Origin of the sequence: Micromonospora sp. NPDC050686 (assembly GCF_040654475.1) — a bacterium.
Taxonomy (GTDB): Bacteria; Actinomycetota; Actinomycetes; order Mycobacteriales; family Micromonosporaceae; genus Micromonospora.
This window is the reverse complement of record NZ_JBFAID010000026.1, coordinates 62,558-80,055: the sequence shown is the minus strand read 5'-3', so window position 1 is coordinate 80,055 and position 17,498 is coordinate 62,558. Positions and strand designations below refer to the sequence as shown.

Below are 17,498 nucleotides of genomic sequence, written 5' to 3'. Positions count from 1 at the left end.
AGACCGGCAAGGACGTCTACAAGTCGGTCGAGATCAAGTCCGGCAACGCCGACGACAAGCAGACCGACAAGCTGCGCACCGACATCGTCCGCACCGTCGACGACGGCCGCGCCGTGGTCGCCAACATCGCCGGCACCGCCACCGACACCGACGGCAACACCCACAGCTTCGAGGGCGGCCACTACATCAGCGTCGTCGGCTACAAGGACGGCGGCAAGACCGTCACCATCGCCGACTCCGCCAACCCGAACACCGCCTCCTACCGAATCAGCGTCGACAACCTCGCCGACTGGATCGCCACCCGCGGCTACACCGCCTGAGCATGACGAAGGGCCCGACCCCGCTACGGGGTCGGGCCCTTTCGCGTCTGTGCGCGCCGGGTCAGCGGTCGGTGCCGGCGCGGACCGGCTCGGCCTCGCCGGCGGTGTCGACCGCAGCCACCCGGTGGGCGCGCCGGCGTAGCCACCAGGTGCTGGCCACGCCAGCGAGCACCGCAACGACCAGGCCGGCCCAGGAGATGTCCTTGAGCCAGTGCTCGGCGGCCCGGCCCACGCTGTAGAGCAGATAGGTCGTGCCGAAGGCCCAGACCAGGCCGCCGGCCGCGTTCGCCAGCAGGAACCGGCGGTACGGCACGTGCAGCGCACCGGCGAGCGGACCGGCGAGGATGCGCAGCAGGGCCACGAACCGGCCGAAGAAGACCGCCCACACGCCGTACCGGGCGAAACTCTGCTCGGCGCGGGCGAGTTGCGCCGGGCCGAGGTGCCGGGGGAAGCGCCGGCCGAGCCGGGCGAGCAGCGGACGCCCGCCGCGCCGGCCCACCGCGTACCCGACCGAGTCGCCGACGATGGCGCCGAACGCCGCGGCGGTGGCCACCCACTCCGGTTCGACCACCCCGGTCGCGGCGAGCAGCGCCGAGCTGACCAGGACGATCTCGCCCGGCAGCGGGACGCCCATGCTCTCCACGCCGATCACCCCGGCGACGATCAGGTAGACCACGCCGGGCGGCAGCGCGGAGAGCCAGTGCTGTACGTCGACCACGCCCACCCCTTCCGGTCCGACCTCGAACCCTACCCGGCGGCGGGCGGCGGAATCTCCCCGTCAGCGGGCGGTCACCGGGGCGAGGAACTCCAGGCGGTTGCCGTGCGGATCGTGGGTGTGGAACCGGCGCATGCCGGGGACCTCCTCGTCACCCCAGGTGACGGGGTGACCGGCGGCGGCCAGCCGGGCGGCGAGCGCGTCGAGGTCCGGGCGGAGCAGCGCGGGGTGCGCCTTGCGGGCCGGGCGGAAGTCGTCCTCGACGCCGAGGTGCAGTTCGGCGTCGTACCCGGTGAACCAGCAACCACCGCGGGCGGCGAGGGCCGGCGGCTTGGGCTTCTCGGTCATGCCGAGCAGGCCGACGTAGAAGGAGCGGGAGAGATCCTCGGAGCCACGTGGGCAGGCGAGCAGGACGTGATGGATCATGTGGCACCTCCTCGTCCCGAACCGTGGCACGAGGTTGCGTGAATAGCAAGACGGACGTACGGTTTTGTAGAGCCCGACGCAGGTAAGTGTTGCCTAAGCACGGCAACGCCCCCGCCGGTGCGACAGACTGCTCAGGACTACTCACGGTCGCTGGTGTGAAGGAGTACGACGTGGCGAGCCTCGACACCTTCGGTGCGAAGACCCAGCTACGCGTCGGAGACGCGAGCTACGAGATTTTCAAGATCGACAAGGTGGAGGGCCACGACCGGCTGCCCTACAGCTTGAAGATCCTGCTGGAGAACCTGCTGCGGACTGAGGACGGCGCGAACATCACCGCCGACCACATCCAGCAGCTCGGCGCGTGGGACCCCACCGCCGACCCCAGCGTGGAGATCCAGTTCACCCCGGCCCGGGTGCTGATGCAGGACTTCACCGGTGTGCCGTGCGTCGTCGACCTGGCCACCATGCGCGAGGCCGTCCGCGACCTCGGCGGCGACGCCACCAAGGTGAACCCGCTCGCCCCCGCCGAACTGGTCATCGACCACTCCGTCATCGCCGACCTGTTCGGCCGCGCGGACGCCTTCGAGCGCAACGTCGAGCTGGAGTACGAGCGCAACAAGGAGCGCTACCAGTTCCTGCGCTGGGGCCAGAGCGCGTTCAACGAGTTCAAGGTGGTCCCGCCGGGCACCGGCATCGTGCACCAGGTCAACATCGAGTACCTGGCCCGCACGATCATGGAGCGGGGCGGCCAGGCGTACCCGGACACGGTGGTCGGCACCGACTCGCACACCACCATGGTCAACGGCCTGGGCGTGCTGGGCTGGGGCGTCGGTGGCATCGAGGCCGAGGCCGCGATGCTCGGCCAGCCGGTCAGCATGCTGATCCCGCGGGTGGTCGGCTTCAAGCTGCACGGCGAGATGCCGGCCGGCACCACCGCCACCGACCTGGTCCTCACCATCACCGAGATGCTGCGCAAGCACGGCGTGGTCGGCAAGTTCGTCGAGTTCTACGGCCCCGGCGTGAGCGCCGTGCCGCTGGCCAACCGGGCGACCATCGGCAACATGTCGCCGGAGTACGGCTCCACCGTGGCGATCTTCCCGATCGACGCCGAGACCGTCCGTTACCTGGAGCTGACCGGCCGCGACCCGCAGCAGGTCGCGCTGGTCGAGGCGTACGCCAAGGAGCAGGGTCTCTGGCACGACCCGAACCACGAGCCGGCGTACTCCGAGCGCCTCGAGCTGGACCTGAGCACCATCGAGCCGTCCCTCGCGGGCCCGAAGCGCCCGCAGGACCGGGTGCCGCTGGGCGCCGCCAAGACGCTGTTCCGCTCGGCGCTGACCGACTACGTGGCCGACGGCGCCACCGGTGAGCGCGAGCTGAAGCCCGGCGTCGCCCGCGAGCAGCTGCCCCGGGGGGCCAACGGCCCGGCCGACGAGGCCAGCGCCGAGTCCTTCCCGGCCAGCGACCCACCGGCCAACGACTACAGCGACCCGGCCGACGAGCCGCGCGACCTGGAGACCGCCGCCGCCGGCGCCGGCGGCCGGGCCACCAACCCGGTCCGGGTGACCAGCGCCGACGGCATCGAGTACGAGCTGGACCACGGCGCCGTGGTGATCGCCGCGATCACCTCCTGCACCAACACCTCGAACCCGCAGGTGATGATCGGCGCCGCGCTGCTGGCCCGCAACGCGGTCGACAAGGGCCTGGCCCGCAAGCCCTGGGTGAAGACCACCCTGGCCCCGGGCTCCAAGGTCGTCATGGACTACTACGAGCGCGCCGGCCTCACGCCCTACCTGGAGAAGCTCGGCTTCAACCTGGTCGGCTACGGCTGCACCACCTGCATCGGCAACTCCGGCCCGCTGCCGGAGGAGGTCTCCGCCGCGGTGAACGAGAGCGACCTCGCCGTCGTCTCGGTGCTCTCCGGCAACCGGAACTTCGAGGGCCGGATCAACCCGGACGTCAAGATGAACTACCTGGCGTCCCCGCCGCTGGTGGTCGCGTACGCGCTGGCCGGCACCATGGACATCGACCTGGCCAACGAGCCGATCGGCGAGGACACCGAGGGCAACCCGGTCTTCCTGCGCGACATCTGGCCGAACAGCGCCGAGATCCAGGACGTCATCGCCTCCGCGATCGGCGCCACCGGGTTCAGCGCGGCGTACGCCGACGTGTTCGCCGGTGACGAGCGCTGGCAGTCGCTGCCCACCCCGACCGGCGACACCTTCGCCTGGGACGGCGAGTCCACCTACGTGCGCAAGCCCCCGTACTTCGAGGGGATGGCCAAGGACCCGCGGCCGGTGCGGGACATCGCCGACGCTCGGGTGCTGGCCAAGCTGGGCGACTCGGTGACCACCGACCACATCTCCCCGGCCGGCTCGATCAAGGCCGACTCCCCCGCCGGCCGGTACCTGGCCGAACACGGCGTCGCCCGGCACGAGTTCAACTCGTACGGTTCCCGCCGGGGCAACCACGAGGTGATGATCCGGGGCACCTTCGCCAACATCCGGCTGCGCAACCAGCTGGTCCCGGGGGTGGAGGGCGGCGTCACGGTCAACCACCTGACCGGCGAGCAGACCTCGATCTACGACGCCTCGATGGCCTACCAGGAGGCCGGCGTTCCGCTGGTCATCCTCGCCGGCAAGGAGTACGGCTCCGGCTCGTCCCGCGACTGGGCGGCCAAGGGCACCATGCTGCTCGGCGTCAAGGCGGTCATCGCCGAGTCGTACGAGCGGATCCACCGCTCGAACCTGATCGGCATGGGCGTGCTGCCGCTGCAGTTCCCGGTCGGCGAGACCGCCGAGTCGCTGGGCCTGAGCGGCACGGAGACGTTCTCGATCAGCGGCGTCACCGCGCTGAACGACGGCGAGACCCCGCGTACGGTCAAGGTCACCACCGACACCGGCGTGGAGTTCGACGCGGTGGTCCGCATCGACACCCCCGGTGAGGCGGACTACTACCGGCACGGCGGCATCCTGCAGTACGTGCTGCGTCGCATGATCGCCGGCTGACGCCGTACCGTTTCTAGGGCCCCCTCCCGCGAGCAGCGGGGCGGGGCCCTGTGGCGTTTCTTGTGGCTGCGCCACGGTTGTCGGGGGTGCGGCGTAGGGTGACCGGGTGGTCGATCGACGTCAGGTGCATCGACGTCAGGTGCATCGACGTCAGGTGCTCGCCTTCCGCGCCCGGGCCCAGCAGCTCACCCGGGCCGAGGGCAGGCCGGCGGACACCGCCGTGCTCGACATCGGCGTGCAGGACACCGGCCCGGACGGCGCCGGCTGGGCGCTGGCGCTACGCGGGGTCGCCGCGACCGCGGCGGCCGACGACCTGGTCCTGCTCTGGACCGTGCGCGGCGCGCCGCACCTCTACCGGCGGGCCGACGTGGGGCGGGTGGCCGCCGCGGTCGAGCCGTGGTCCGACGCCGACGCGGGCAAGCGCATCCACGACGCGGCGAAGCCGTTGAAAGCCGCCGGCATCGGCGTCCTGACCGCCCTCGACCAGGTGGCCGCGCAGCTGCGGGCCGTCGTCACGAGGCCGACGGTCAAGGGCGAGGTCTCCGGCCGCCTGGCGCAGGCGCTGCCCGAGCCCTATCTGCGGTTCTGCCGGCCGTGCCAGGCGACCCACCTCTACGAGATGCCGTTCCGGCTGGCCGCCCTGCGGGCCGGTCTGGAGCTGCGGCCCGGCACGTCGCCGCCGGTGCTGGAGCGCATCCCCGGCTTCCGCAAGGCCGACGCGCCCGACGACCGGTTCGACCTGATCCGGGCATACCTCCGACTGCTCGGCCCGGCCACCCCCAAAGACGTCGCCGGCTATCTCGACGCCCCGGTCAAGGAGGTCAAGGCGCGCTGGCCGCAGGACGTGGTCGAGGTGACGGTCGACGGCGAGGCGCGCTCACTGCTGGCCGCCGACCAGCCGGCACTGGCCTCGGCCGACGCCCCGGCGACCCGCCTGCTCGGCCCGTTCGACCTCTTCCTCCAGGCCCGGGACCGGGCGACCCTGGTGCCGGACGCGGCGCACGCCAAGGAGCTGTGGCCGGTGCTGGGCCGCCCCGGCGCCGTCCTGGTCGACGGCGAGCTGGTCGGCACCTGGCGCCCGCGCAAGTCCGGCAGCCGGCTGACCGTCACCGTCCGGCCCTGGGCGAAGCTGCCCGAGAGCCGGCGCCGGGCGGTCGTCGAGCAGGCCGAACGCCTCGCCGCGTACCGATCGGTCGTGCTCGCCGGGGTCGACGTCGACGGTTGACGACCGGCCGGTGGACGACCGGCCGGTCAGTCGGTGCCGGCGCGGCGCCGGGCCTCCCGGGTCTTCATGGCGTGCTCCATCAGCGTGATGAGCACCTCCTTGCTGGACTCCCGCCGGCGGGCGTCGCAGAGCAGCACCGGCACCCCCGGGTCGAGGTTCAGCGCCGCCTGCATTTCGTCGAGCCGGAACTGCCTGGCGCCCTCGAAACAGTTCACCGCCACCACGAACGGCGTGCCCCGGCCCTCGAAGTAGTCGATCGACGGGAAGCAGTCCGCCAGCCGCCGGGTGTCCGCCAGCACCACCGCGCCGATCGCGCCCAGCGCCAGCTCGTCCCAGACGAACCAGAAGCGGTCCTGCCCGGGCGTACCGAACAGGTAGAGCACCAGGTCGTCGCTGATGGTGATCCGGCCGAAGTCCATCGCCACGGTGGTGGTGGCCTTACCCTCCACCCCGGACAGGTCGTCGATGCCGACCCCGCTCTCGGTCAGCACCTCCTCGGTGCGCAGCGGGCGGGTCTCGCTCACCGCGCCGACCATGGTCGTCTTGCCGACGCCGAAGCCACCGGCGATCAAGATCTTGATCGCGGTGGGCAGCGGCGCCGCGCCCGCCGGCCGCTCAGAGTGCCCGTAGTCCATTGATAACCGCCTCGAAAACACTGTCGTCAGGAACGCCGGCGGTAGCGCGCGGCTCTCGGACCTGCACCAGATCGCGGGCCACCAGGTCACCGAGGAGGACCCGGATGGTGCCCACCGGCAGGTCCAGGTGGGCGGCCACCTCCGCCACGGACTGGATCCGCTGGCAGAGAGCGACGATGGCGAGATGCTCCGGGCCCAGCCCGGCCTCCGGCGTCGCGTCGCCACGGGTCGCCGACACCAGGGAGATCAGGTCGAACGTGCCGGTGACCGGGCGCGCCCGGCCGCGGGTGACCGCGTACGGCCGCACCACCGGCCCGGCGTGGTCGTCCACCCACTGGATCTCCGCGGGCTCCCCGTTGGCCGTCATCTCGGCTGGCTCTCCCCCGTCGGCTGTTCGGGCACCCGATTCGGGGAGGCGACGAACTTGCCGACCCGGGTCACCAACATGGCCATCTCGTACGCGATGAGACCGACATCGGCGTCCTCGGAGGCGAGCACCGCCAGGCACGCGTTGCGCCCGGCAGCGGTCACGAAGAGGAACGACGACTGCATCTCGATGATGGTCTGCTGCACCTGGCCGCCGCCGAACCGCTTGCCCGCGCCCCGAGCCAGGCTCTGGATGCCCGCCGCCATCGCCGCCAGATGCTCGCCGTCGTCCCGGCTCAGCCCCTGGGACGCGGCCATCAGCAGGCCGTCCGTGGAAAGGGCGACAGCGTGTTCGGCCTGCTTCACCCGGCCCACCAGATCATCCAGCAACCACGTCAGGTCGGCACTCGAAGCCGTCTTCTGCGCCACTCGTCGTCCTCTTCTTCTCGGCTGGTGTCGCCGTGTCCATCTGGAGCATGCGGCCGGCGCGCGGGCGCGCGCCGTTGCCGCTCAGGTCGCCTGCTCGCCGCCGGCCTCCGGGGCGGTCCCACCGCGCGTCCCGGTGGTGGCGCCGCCGATCAGCCGCGCCGCGTCGGTCCGACCGCGCCGGGTACCGGTCTGGTAGGAGCTCATCATGCGGCGCACCTGCTCCGGCGGTCGCGCCGCCTCGTCGTCCTCGCCGTCGGTGTCAGCGGCCGGTTCGGCGCGCAGTTCGGGGGCGATGTGCGCCTGCCGTACGCGTACCGGCAGACCCGAGTCGGTCTGCGCGGCCTCGGCGGCCGCCTGCGGACGGTCGGTGACCGGCAGGACGGCCCCCGCGGCGGCGACCGGCGCGGTGCGGGCCGGCGCGGCGTCGGGTGGCGGCGCGCCCGCGCCCCGGACCCGGGTGGGCAGGCTCTCCGGTTCCTCCACCGGCGCCTCCTTCGCCGCTCCGGCGGCCGGCCGGGGCGGCACCGGACCGGGCGCCGGGACCGCGGACGCGTCCCGGGCCTGCGTCAACGTCACCGGCGCGGCGGGCCGCTCGACGGTCGCCGGAGCCGCCGGCTGCGCCTCCCCCGCCGCCAACGCCGGGGTGTCCGCCGTTCCGACCGGGAACCCGCCCGAGGTGTTCGGGTCGGCGTCGTCCACGGTGACCAGCTCCAGCGGGATCAGCACCACGGCGGTGGTGCCGCCGTACGGCGACTCCTTCAGCCGGACCCGGACGCCGTGCCGCTCGGTCAGCCGGCTCACCACGTACAGGCCGAGGCGGGCCGCGTTGGCGAGGTTCAGCTCGGAGCGGTCCACGATGCGGTGGTTGGCGGCGGCCAGGTCCTCCTCGGTCATGCCCAGCCCGCGGTCCTCGATCTCGATCGCGAAGCCGGCCGCGACCAGCTGGCCGCGCACCTCGACGGTGGTGTGCGGCGGCGAGAAGGACAGGCCGTTCTCGATCAGCTCGGCCAGCAGGTGGATGACGTCACCCACCGCCCGGCCGGCCAGCGACACCCGGCCGAGCGGCAGCACGTTGACCCGGGTGTAGTCCTCGACCTCGCCGACCGCGCCCCGGATCACGTCGACCATCGGCACCTTGCGTCGCCAGGCCCGGCCGGGCGTCGAGCCGGAGAGCACGATCAGGTTCTCGGCGTTGCGCCGCATCCGGGTGGCCAGGTGGTCGACCCGGAAGAGGTCCTCCAGCTCCTCCGCGTCCTGCTCCCGCCGTTCCATCGCGTCCAGCAGGGTGAGCTGCCGGTGCACCAGCGCCTGGGTGCGCCGGGCCAGGCTGAGGAAGACCTCCCGGACGTTGCGCCGCAGCTCGGCCTGCTCGACCGCGGTACGCAGGGCGGTCTCCTGCACGACGTTGAACGCCTTGCCCACCTGCCCGATCTCGTCGTCGCCGAACTCCAGCGGCGGGGCCTCCTTGGCGACGTCGACCTCCTCGCCGTGGCCGAGCCGTTCCACCACCCCGGGCAGCCGCTCGTTGGCCAGTTGGAACGCCGCCTCCCGCAACCGCTCCAACTGGCCGAGCACGGTTCGCGCCGTGGTGATCGAGACGATGACCGAGGCGATGACGGCGAGCAGACCGAGACCGGCGGCGAGCACCAGCCGGAGGATGACGCCGACCGCGACGGGCAGGGCCCGGTCGACGAGGTTGTCACCGGCGTCCAGGATGAACCGCTGCTGCTCCTCGACCACCCGGTCGACCGCCGCGCGCCACTGCTCCGCCGTCACCTGCGGCGTCGTCGACGACCGGGCGGCGAGCACCACCCGGTCCTCCAGGCCACGGAAGGCCGTGTACGTGTCGCCGGCGAGCAGCTGCTCGTAGCCCTTGCGGTCGGCGTCGGACAGGCCGGCCCGCGCCTGGCTGTCCAGGTAGCGCTGGGCACCGACGGTACGCGCGAAGGCCGCGTTCTCGGCGGGGGTCATCCGACCGGCGGCGAGCACCCCGGTCAGCAGGGCGTCCTCCTGCGACATGAGCTCGCGCACCCGGACCAGCTCGATCAGCGAGGAGGTCTCCCGGGCGAGCTCCACGTCGTCCAGCTGGGCCAGGGAGCCGTACATCCGCAGGACCGAGTCGATCAGGTCGGTGTAGGCCCGAGCGGCCTCGGTGCGGTCGACCTGGCGGGCGCCGACCTGCTCGCGAACCGTCTCCAGCCGGTCCAGCCCGGTGACGACCGAGTTGATCTGCTCCTGGCTGTCCGCGCTGGCCGCGAGGTCCACCCGCCAGTCGTCCACCGACTCCCGGAAGGTGCCGGCGACCTGCGTCGTTCGCTGCCACTGCTCGGTCAGCTCGGCGCGCTGCGACCCACCGGCGCCACCCAGGAAGGCGGCGGAGGCCCGCCGCTCGGCCTGCAACTCCAGCACCAGCGGCTCGCCCGGCTGCGCCACCTGACTGTCGAGCATCTGCACCCACAGCAGGTTGGCGCCTTCGCGGAGGGTCACCCAGGCCGCGAACGCCCACAGCGCCACGAGGGAGGCGAGCAGTGCCACGACTTTCCGGCGCAGATTCGAACTGCGGGAACTCATCACAACCATCCCTGGCGGGGAGTTACTGATTGACCGGCCAGCGGTAGCCGCATACGCGTCGACCGACCCGGCGCACGGTAGCAGTGTCCGGGGGATCGCTCAAGCAGTCCTGATCATGGCCGGTGTCCATCCCGGACAGCGGGGCGGGCCGGTGACCCGTCCGACCACAAGAGAGGCTCACCGCGCCGGGTACCCGGCCGTACGGACCAGCTGCCGCGCGGCGACCACGGCGGCGCGCACGATCAGCACCGGGTGGTAGAGGTCCTTGTCGTGCCACAGTGGCGTGTCGGTGCCGGGGTCCTCGTCGAGGAAGCCGACGGCCCGGCGCACCGCGACGTCCACGCCGGGGCGGTCCGACCGCCCGGTGCCGAGCAGCACGTGCAGGGCGTACGCGGTCTCCTCGGCCGTGCCGCCCCACCGCCCCCACGACCCGTCGGCGCGCTGGCTGGCGAGCACCCAGTCGACGGCCCGGTCGACCGCCCGCCGCGCCACGGCCGGGGCGTACCCGGCCAGGCTCACCGCGACGCTGGCGGTCGCGTAGTACGCCGAGGCGTGCCACCGGTCCGTCCAGCTGCCGTCGGGCAGTTGACCGTCGAGGAGCCACCCCGCCACCCGCTGCGCCGCCGCGGCGTGCTCCGGCGACCGGGCGTGCCGGCCATGCCAGCCCAGCGCCTCCAGCACATGGGCGTTGGTGGTGACCGAGCTGCCGTCCTCGCCCCGCCAGGTGCAGAAGTGGGCGCCGGTGTCGTACTCCCGCAGGCTGTCGGGGGCCACCGGCCGGCCGAGCCGGGCCAGCGCGTAGAGGGCCACGGAGGTGGTGTCGGCATCCGTGGGCAGGCCGGGCGAGGTGGCCGCGCCGGTCGGCCCGATCGCGGCGGCCAGCTCGGTGAGCAACTGCTCGGGTACGTCGCGGGCCGCGCCGACCCGGACCAGGCTCGCCAGCACCCAGGCCCGCTCGAAGACGGTGATCGGTGTCGTGCACGGCACCGGCCCGTCCTGCGCCCCCGCGGCGCGGATCAGGTAGTCGAGCGCGGCTCGGTCCACGTCCGGGTCGGCCCGGTCGTCGAGCCAGGCGGCGGTGGCGGCGGGCGACGCGCCGACCGCACCGCAGACCGGACGGACCGCGGCGCCCGCCCGGGCGTCCACGGCCAGCGCCTCGAACGCGTGCCACAGCTTCTCCGGGACCGGCCGGCCGGCGGCCAGCAGCGCGCCGACCGCCGCGCACCGGCGGCGGGTCATGCCGGGCGGCAGCGGCAGCGCGGCGGACGGCCCCGACTCCCCGCCGTCGGCGAGCAGCGCGGCGATCCGGTCGAGCAGCTCGGGCAGGATCAGGTCGACCCCGGGGGTGTCCGGCACGGGCTCGTCGGCGACGAGCAGCCGGTCGCGCAGCGCCGCCAGCCCCCGCGTCGCGGCCCGCGCGACCTCGGCGGCGTCGGGGCCCGGCCACCGCCGGGACCGCAGCAGCGCCTCCACCGCGCTGGCGGTCGGCACGAGGGCGTACCCGCCGGGGGCGCCCCAGGCGCCGTCGGGCCGTTGGGCGGCCAGCAGGTACCGCAGCCGCTCGACGTGGCCGGCCAGCCAGGGGGCGTCGCTGACCACCCGGGCCGTCTCGTACACCGAGGGTGAGACCGAGCCGGCGGGGCGGGCGGCCATCGCGGCGACCAGCTCGTGCGCGGCGGCGCGCGGGTCGGCCGCCGGGGCGGGCGCCCGGCCCGCCGCACCGGCCCCGACCCGGACCGCGCCGGCCTCGCGCTGGTCCGCTCCGCCCCCGGCGAGGCCCGGCACGGCCGGCGGTGCCGCCGTCACGACATCCCCCAGAAGTCGGCCAGTTGGTAGAAGCCGCTGCTGAACCCGATCTGCCGGGCCAGGTAGTCCGCCTCGCGCGGGCAGCTCGACCGCAGCGGGACGAGCCGGCGCCGGCAGTCGGCCACCAGCGCCGCGAGCCGGTCCCGCACCTGCGCCTCGTCCTCGACCAGCAGGATGGCGTTCAGGTCGCCCCAGCGCAGGTCGCGCTCGTAGGTGCCGAGGTCGTTGACGAGGCGCAGCGCCCGCTGCACCTCGTTGCTCACCGCGACCAGCTCGTCCAGGTGGGCCAGCGTCGCCTCGTCGCCGGTGTAGAGCCAGTGCCCGATGTTGACGATGGTGCAGGCGTGGTTGTCCGCGTTGGCGAGGTAGTCGTCGAGGTCCGGCAGGGCCGACCGGCCGCCGACGCGCCAGGCGTCCTTCCAGGACCATTCCCGCGCCATCGCCTCGACCGTGGCCCGCAGGCAGTCCCGCCACAGCGGACGGTGGGCGGCGAAGGCCGGCACCGTGTCCAGCTCCGCCTGCACCGCGGCCAGGTACCCGCCGAGGTGGTCGCCGGCGGCGGGCGGTTCACCATCGGCCACCGCCAGGCAGCGCGCCACGAGATCGTCGACCTCGTCCCGCGAGCCGGCCCGGTGGTCGATCAGCCAGTCGAGGGCGAAGCCCCACAGGACGATCCGGTTGGCGGCCCGTAACTGCTCGGCGGTGCACCAGGGGGCGCCGAAGGCGATGGCCAGCGAGATGTTGGCGAACAGCATCGGGTCGAACGGGTCGGCCGGGAACAGCGCCGGGTGGACCGCCGCCTGGGCCTGCAGGTCACGCTGCCCGCGCATCGCCAGGCCGCACACCCGGCCCTGCTCCTGGGCGTCGTACAGCTGGTCCCGCTCGCGGCGGTCCTGGGCCGGTGCCGGGATCACCCGCGCCCCCGCCGCTGCACCCGGGTCAGGGTCACCATCACCGCGCGGCCGGGCCGCAGGGTCGCCGCCAGCTGTTTCGGCGGCATGCCCCGCTCGCGCAGCCGGAACCGGTAGCGGCTGAGGATCGTGGCGACCACCAGCGGGGCCTCCAGGTGGAACAGGTACATGCCGAGGCACTGGTGCGGCCCGCCCCCGAAGGGGAAGTACGCGTACCGGTGGCTGCGGCGCGGCTGGTCGGCGCCGAACCGGTCGGGGTCGAAGACCTCCGGGCGGGCCCAGTGGCGGGCCAGCCGCTGGGTGACGTACGAGCTGACGACGACGAGGTCGCCCGCCTTGACGCGGGCGCCGCCGATGTCGTCGTCCGCCACCGCGCTGCGGGGTACGAGCCAGCCCGCCGGATACATCCGCAGCAGTTCGTCGAGCACCATCCGGGTGTAGGTGAGCCGGCTGAGCTGGTCCCGGCTGATCACCTCATCCGGGCCCACCACCTCGTCCAGCTCGGCATAGAGGCGCTCGGCGACCTGGGGATGGGCGTCCAGGATGGGCCAGAGCCAGGTCAGCACCGCGTAGGTGGTCTCGGTGGCGGTGGCGAACATCGACACGACGTCGTCGCGGACCCGCCGCTCGTCCAGCGGGCGCCCGTCGGAGTCCCGGGCCCGGGTGAGGGTGGCCAGCAGGTCGTCGCCGTCGCGCGGCTGCTCCCGTTCCGCCCGCACCAGCGGCAGCATGATCGAGTCGACCACCTCGACGGCCCGGCGCAGGGCCCTGTCGCCCGGGACCGGGACGACGTCCGGCACGAACGGCAGCAGCAGCCGCCCGCGCAGCGCCGTGACGATCCGGTCCTGGGCGGCCACGATCCGCAACTGGTCGGCCGTCGACACCCGGTCGGCGAAGAAGACGCTGCTGATCGCCCGGCAGATGACCCGGCCCAGCTCGACCCCGGCGTCCAGCCATCGGCCGGCGCGGGCCGGCTCCTCGAACTCGTCCACGGCGGCGCTCACGGCGTGACTCATGGAGTCCACCAGGCCGTCGATCCGCTTCGCGGTGAAGTGCGGCTGCATCCGGGTCCGGCTGTCCTGCCACGGTGGCCCGTCGGACATGATGCCCTCGCCGGTGAGCCGGCGTACCGGCCGCCAGAGCAGGTTGTCGCCGCCGCGGACGTAGTTGGCCGCGTTGTCGCGCAGCACCTGCTGCACGTGGGACGGCTCCGTCACCAGGTACGGCCGCAGCGTCCCCAGGTTCAGCCGGACCACCTGGCCGGGGGCCGCGTCCGCCAACCGGACCAGCTCGCGCAGCGGGTCACGCAGCAGGCCCGGCAACGTGCGGAACAGGGGCACGGCGTGCGCGCCCCGGGTCGGTGAGCCAGCGGAGTCGAGTTTGGCCATCGCGTCCGGCACGTCGGCTCCTTTTCGGTCGGCCGCCCCTCGTGGTGACGGACAGTCATCGAACCGCTGTCCAGCGTCACGATGGTGCCGAGCATGCCATCCAGCACCGTCACGAGGGAAGGGAAGGCGAAGGAAATTCTGCCTGTGGGAATGCTCGGCCATAAAGGATCCCGTGGTGACAATCACTCCACGGAGGACTTCCGGAGGTTAGGAGGGGGCCGCTGCTAACGCTTTCGGTATCGGAGGGGGCCCCGGCAGTCACCCCGAGCTGGCGGCCCGCGAGGGCTCGGCCGCCACGGCGCGGCAGGGTCGGACGCCGACCCGACGTCCCCCACCGCGCCGACCCCAGCCCGACGCGCCTCCGGCCCACACCGGTCCGGCGCGCGGCCGGACGCCCGCGCACGGACGCACGCCGGCACCGCAACCCCGGAGCGGTGCGGGTGACACCCCCGAGCCGTTCGGGTCGGGAGGTCACCGCCGTGCCCCGCGCCGGCCGGCCCCGGCGTGGTGCCCGCCACGGCGCTGGTGCCCGCCACGGCGCGGGTATCCGGGCGCGTACCGGCGGTCTGTGCCAGGCTCAGGGTCATGGACGACAAGACCATCCTGAGCCGCATCTCCGACCTGGTCGACGAGGAGCACCGGCTCCGCGCCTCGGCCCAGGAACACGAGGTCGGCACCGACGACGAGGCGAAGGCCCGGCTGCGTGAGCTGGAGGAGTCGCTGGACCAGTGCTGGGACCTGCTGCGCCGCCGACGGGCGGCCCGGCAGGCACACGGCGACCCGGACGCCCAGGGCGAGCGCCCCCGCCCGGAGGTCGAGCGCTACCTCCAGTGACGCCCACCCCGCCGGCGCGGCTCGGCAGGACCGGCCGCGCCGGGCGGGACTCCGCCCGGCGCCCCACCCAGGGGCGGGTGGCGGCCCGGATCGGCGGCCGCCACCGGCACCCGGGTCAGCGCACCCCCGCCTCCCGCAGCAGCAGCTCGGTCAGCGCGACCGGGTCCGTACGCTCCGCCGGCATCCCACGGGCCGCGAACCAGGTCGCGACCACCCGGACGTCCCGGGCCAGGAACTCCGGGCCCTGCGGGTTGGCCACCACGTCGACCACCTGGGGCAGGTCGATGATCACCAGCCGCCCGTCGTGCACCAGCAGGTTGTACGGCGAGAGGTCGCCGTGGGCGTACCCGGCCCGGGCGAGCACCACCAGGGCGTCGACCAGCTGCCGCCAGAGCCCACGCAGCTCCTGCGGGGTGGGGCGGAGCTGGGCCAGCCGCGGCGCGGCCGTACCCCCTTCCGGGTCCCCCACGAACTCCAGCATCAGCTCGGTGCCGAGCAACTGGACGGGGTACGGCACGGCGATGCTGCCGTACTCGGCCCCGATCCGCCAGAGCCGGGCGAGCGCGGCGAACTCCGCCGCCGCCCACTGACCGGCGATCATCTGCCGGCCGAAGGCGGTCCGCCCGGCCATCGCCCGCATCTCGCGGGACCGGCGGACCCGCCGCCCCTCCAGGTAGCCGGCGTCCCGGTGGAACAGCCGGTGCTGCGGGTCCCGGTAACGCTTGACGGCCAGCAGGCACGACCGGCCGGTGTCCGGCACCGCCCGGCGGACCAGGTGGACGTCCGCCTCCTTGCCGGTCTTGAGCACGCCGAGCTCGGTGTCCCGGGCGGCCAGGTCGGTGACCAGCCAGTCCGGGTACGGTTCCGGGCCGTGCTCGGCCGCGTCCCAGGAGGACCAGGGGTCCCCCTCGTCCGGGTGCGGTTCGGCGTCCCCGGCGTCGAGTTCGAGGGTGGATTCCAGCGGCGCGGGCGTCGCCGCCCGGCCGCGCTTCAGGAAGCGTGGTTCGTCGTCGTCGAAGCGGCCCTTGCCGCGGTTACGGCGCTCTGGCGCCGCGAAGTCATGATCGCGCACTGCGTCGGTGATCCCTTGGTCGAGGCTGGTGAAGGCAGGTGGAACGACCCTGCGAAGACGGCCATTACCGACCTCCTCTCCTCGACCGGGCGATGCCCGGGGTACGCGCTCGCGCCGCACCATGCTCGACCCCACGATCGGCCGGCGCAAGCGATTTACCGGCGGTGCGGACGGAGCACCGGCGGTCAGCCGGCGAGCACGGTGGCGACGGCGGCGATCAGCCCGTCGGCGGTGCGGGTGGGGGCGAACCGCTCGTCGGACCAGGTGCGCCCCCGGTGCAACCAGACGCTGGGCAGGCCGGCGGCGGTCGCGCCACCGATGTCCGCCTCCGGGCCGTCGCCGATCACCCAGGCGCCCCGCAGCGGCAGCCGGGCCCGCTGGGCGGCCAGGGCGAAGATGCGGGGGTTGGGCTTGCTCACCCCGGCCTCCTCGGAGATCACCCAGTCGGCGACGTAACGGTCCAGGCCGGTCCGCCTGATCTTGGCGTCGTGCTGGCGGGCCGGGCCGTTGCTGACCACCACCGGCACCCAGCCGGCGTCCTTGACGATCCGCAGCGCGCAGGCGACCAGCGGATCCAGCCGACAGCGCGCGTCCACCCCGTCGGTCAGCTCCTCGACCAGGTCGATGGAGGGCACGCGCAGGGCGTACCGGTCGCGGATCGCGTCGGCCACGTCCCACCGGTCGGTGAGCCCGTCCGCGTCGATGGAGAGCAGCCAGTCCAGGTCGGCCGGGGGTGCGCCGACGCCGGCCAGGAACCGCTCCGCCCAGGCACGGAACGACCCGTCGCGGTCGAGCAGCGTGTTGTCCAGGTCCAGCAGGAGCAGCGGCACCGGGAAACCCTACGGGACGGCTCGCCCGGCCGACAGGGCCGGCGACCGGCGCGGGTCAGCCCGTCAGAGTGGTGCGGCGGGCGCCCTGGTCGGGCAGCCGGTCGGCCAGCATGGTGTGGGCCGCCCGGGTGTCGGCCAGCACGCCCGGATCGCAGGCGGTCACGAGCACGTCCGGGCCGGTGTCGGCGCCGCGGGCCAGCGGGCGGCCCTGCGGGTCGTAGACGGCGGCCCCGCCGTTGAACCGCCACGGTCGCGTGCCGCCGACCGCGTTGGCGAAGACGACGTACATGGTGTTGTCCAGGGCGCGGGCGGCGTAGTAGAGGTCGCGCCGGTGCTCGGAGCCGACGAGGTAGCCGGACGGGCAGAGGTAGCCGTGCGCGCCGTCGGCGGCGGCCGCCCGGCCGTGCTCCGGGAAGCAGCCGTCGTAACAGACGCCCAGGGCGAGCCGCCAGCCGTCGACGACCAGGGTGGCGCCCCGGTCGCCGGGGCTGAACAGGTCCCGCTCCCCGCTCCAGAGCTGCTGCTTGTGGTACGCCGCGGTGACCGTGCCGGCCCGGTCGACGACCAGCACGGCGATGGTCCGCCGCCGGTCCGGGTGGCGGACCGCCGCGCCGACCACCACGGTCGCCCCACTGTCGCGGGCCGCGGCGCGCAGCGGGTCGAGGCGCGGGTCGGCCACCAGCCCGGCCTCGTCGGCCGCCACGTCGGTCCCGGCCGGGTCGGCGGCCAGCGTCGGCGGATGGTACCCGGGCAGGAACAGCTCGGGCAGCACCGCGATCCGGGCCCCCGCCGCGGCGGCCCGGCGGGTCAGGTCGGCGGCGGTGCGCGCGTTGCCCGGGAGGTCACCGGGGGTCGGTTCGGCCTGGACGGCGGCCACCACGAGCGGGGCGGTGGGCGGTGCGGCGGCGCCGGCCGGGCTGGCCTCGGATGCGGTCACCGGCCGATCCTAACCGGGTCCGGGC

General features: G+C 74.0%; 16 protein-coding genes. 4 read left to right on the top strand and 12 right to left on the bottom strand.

The window, feature by feature from the left end; all coding sequences use genetic code 11:
- On the top strand, nt 1-320 hold a 320-nt coding region (locus AB0H57_RS18510), incomplete at its 5' end, for a C39 family peptidase (protein WP_357507911.1).
- Nucleotides 321-381: 61 nt separating this feature from the next.
- Here the strand turns inward: AB0H57_RS18510 and AB0H57_RS18505 are convergent.
- Nucleotides 382-1,038: a DedA family protein gene (locus tag AB0H57_RS18505; protein WP_357507909.1), complete on the bottom strand. Its 657-nt coding sequence runs from the start codon at nt 1,036-1,038 to the stop codon at nt 382-384.
- 60 nt (nt 1,039-1,098) lie between these two features.
- Entirely contained in the window at nt 1,099-1,461 is a 363-nt protein-coding gene (locus tag AB0H57_RS18500) for a VOC family protein (RefSeq protein WP_357507907.1), read from the bottom strand.
- Nucleotides 1,462-1,616: 155 nt separating this feature from the next.
- On the opposite strand from AB0H57_RS18500, the gene AB0H57_RS18495 reads away from it, so the two are divergent.
- Together AB0H57_RS18495 and AB0H57_RS18490 are read left to right on the top strand one after the other, a co-directional pair.
- Nucleotides 1,617-4,469: an aconitate hydratase gene (locus tag AB0H57_RS18495; protein ID WP_357507905.1), complete on the top strand. Its 2,853-nt coding sequence runs from the start codon at nt 1,617-1,619 to the stop codon at nt 4,467-4,469.
- 139 nt (nt 4,470-4,608) lie between these two features.
- Nucleotides 4,609-5,694: a winged helix DNA-binding domain-containing protein gene (locus AB0H57_RS18490; RefSeq protein WP_357507903.1), complete on the top strand. Its 1,086-nt coding sequence runs from the start codon at nt 4,609-4,611 to the stop codon at nt 5,692-5,694.
- 26 nt (nt 5,695-5,720) lie between these two features.
- On the opposite strand, the gene AB0H57_RS18485 is transcribed toward AB0H57_RS18490, so the two are convergent.
- The 7 genes from AB0H57_RS18485 to AB0H57_RS18455 form a co-directional block, all read right to left on the bottom strand.
- Entirely contained in the window at nt 5,721-6,329 is a 609-nt protein-coding gene (locus tag AB0H57_RS18485) for an ATP/GTP-binding protein (protein WP_357507901.1), read from the bottom strand.
- A complete protein-coding gene (locus AB0H57_RS18480) occupies nt 6,310-6,696 on the bottom strand; it encodes a DUF742 domain-containing protein (protein ID WP_357507899.1) in 387 nt (128 codons plus the stop codon). Before AB0H57_RS18480 ends, AB0H57_RS18485 begins: the two co-directional genes overlap by 20 nt.
- On the bottom strand, nt 6,693-7,124 hold the full coding sequence (locus AB0H57_RS18475; protein ID WP_357507897.1) for a roadblock/LC7 domain-containing protein: 432 nt from the start codon (nt 7,122-7,124) through the stop codon (nt 6,693-6,695). The genes AB0H57_RS18480 and AB0H57_RS18475 overlap by 4 nt, the downstream gene beginning before the upstream one ends.
- Nucleotides 7,125-7,205: 81 nt before the next feature.
- On the bottom strand, nt 7,206-9,695 hold the full coding sequence (locus AB0H57_RS18470) for a nitrate- and nitrite sensing domain-containing protein (RefSeq protein ID WP_357507895.1): 2,490 nt from the start codon (nt 9,693-9,695) through the stop codon (nt 7,206-7,208).
- Between the two features lie 177 nt (nt 9,696-9,872).
- Nucleotides 9,873-11,501 carry a prenyltransferase/squalene oxidase repeat-containing protein gene (locus tag AB0H57_RS18465; RefSeq protein ID WP_357507894.1) on the bottom strand — a complete coding sequence of 543 codons (1,629 nt, stop codon included), beginning with the start codon at nt 11,499-11,501 and terminating at the stop codon, nt 9,873-9,875.
- Complete coding sequence (locus AB0H57_RS18460; protein WP_357507926.1) at nt 11,498-12,331, bottom strand: terpene synthase family protein; 834 nt, start codon at nt 12,329-12,331, stop codon at nt 11,498-11,500. The genes AB0H57_RS18465 and AB0H57_RS18460 overlap by 4 nt, the downstream gene beginning before the upstream one ends.
- Nucleotides 12,332-12,411: 80 nt before the next feature.
- Nucleotides 12,412-13,752, bottom strand: coding sequence for a cytochrome P450 (locus AB0H57_RS18455; protein WP_357507924.1), 1,341 nt, complete (start codon nt 13,750-13,752; stop codon nt 12,412-12,414).
- Between the two features lie 633 nt (nt 13,753-14,385).
- Here AB0H57_RS18455 and AB0H57_RS18450 point away from each other — a divergent pair.
- Nucleotides 14,386-14,634: a DUF2630 family protein gene (locus AB0H57_RS18450; RefSeq protein ID WP_357507892.1), complete on the top strand. Its 249-nt coding sequence runs from the start codon at nt 14,386-14,388 to the stop codon at nt 14,632-14,634.
- A 115-nt stretch (nt 14,635-14,749) separates the two neighbouring features.
- Here the strand turns inward: AB0H57_RS18450 and AB0H57_RS18445 are convergent, their stop codons facing one another.
- The 3 genes from AB0H57_RS18445 to AB0H57_RS18435 form a co-directional block, all read right to left on the bottom strand.
- Entirely contained in the window at nt 14,750-15,706 is a 957-nt protein-coding gene (locus AB0H57_RS18445; RefSeq protein ID WP_357507890.1) for an RIO1 family regulatory kinase/ATPase, read from the bottom strand.
- Between the two features lie 185 nt (nt 15,707-15,891).
- Nucleotides 15,892-16,536, bottom strand: a complete 645-nt coding sequence (locus AB0H57_RS18440; RefSeq protein WP_357507888.1) for an HAD family hydrolase — start codon at nt 16,534-16,536, stop codon at nt 15,892-15,894.
- Between the two features lie 55 nt (nt 16,537-16,591).
- Nucleotides 16,592-17,473 carry a carbon-nitrogen hydrolase family protein gene (locus AB0H57_RS18435; protein ID WP_357507886.1) on the bottom strand — a complete coding sequence of 294 codons (882 nt, stop codon included), beginning with the start codon at nt 17,471-17,473 and terminating at the stop codon, nt 16,592-16,594.
- Nucleotides 17,474-17,498: the final 25 nt, after the last annotated feature.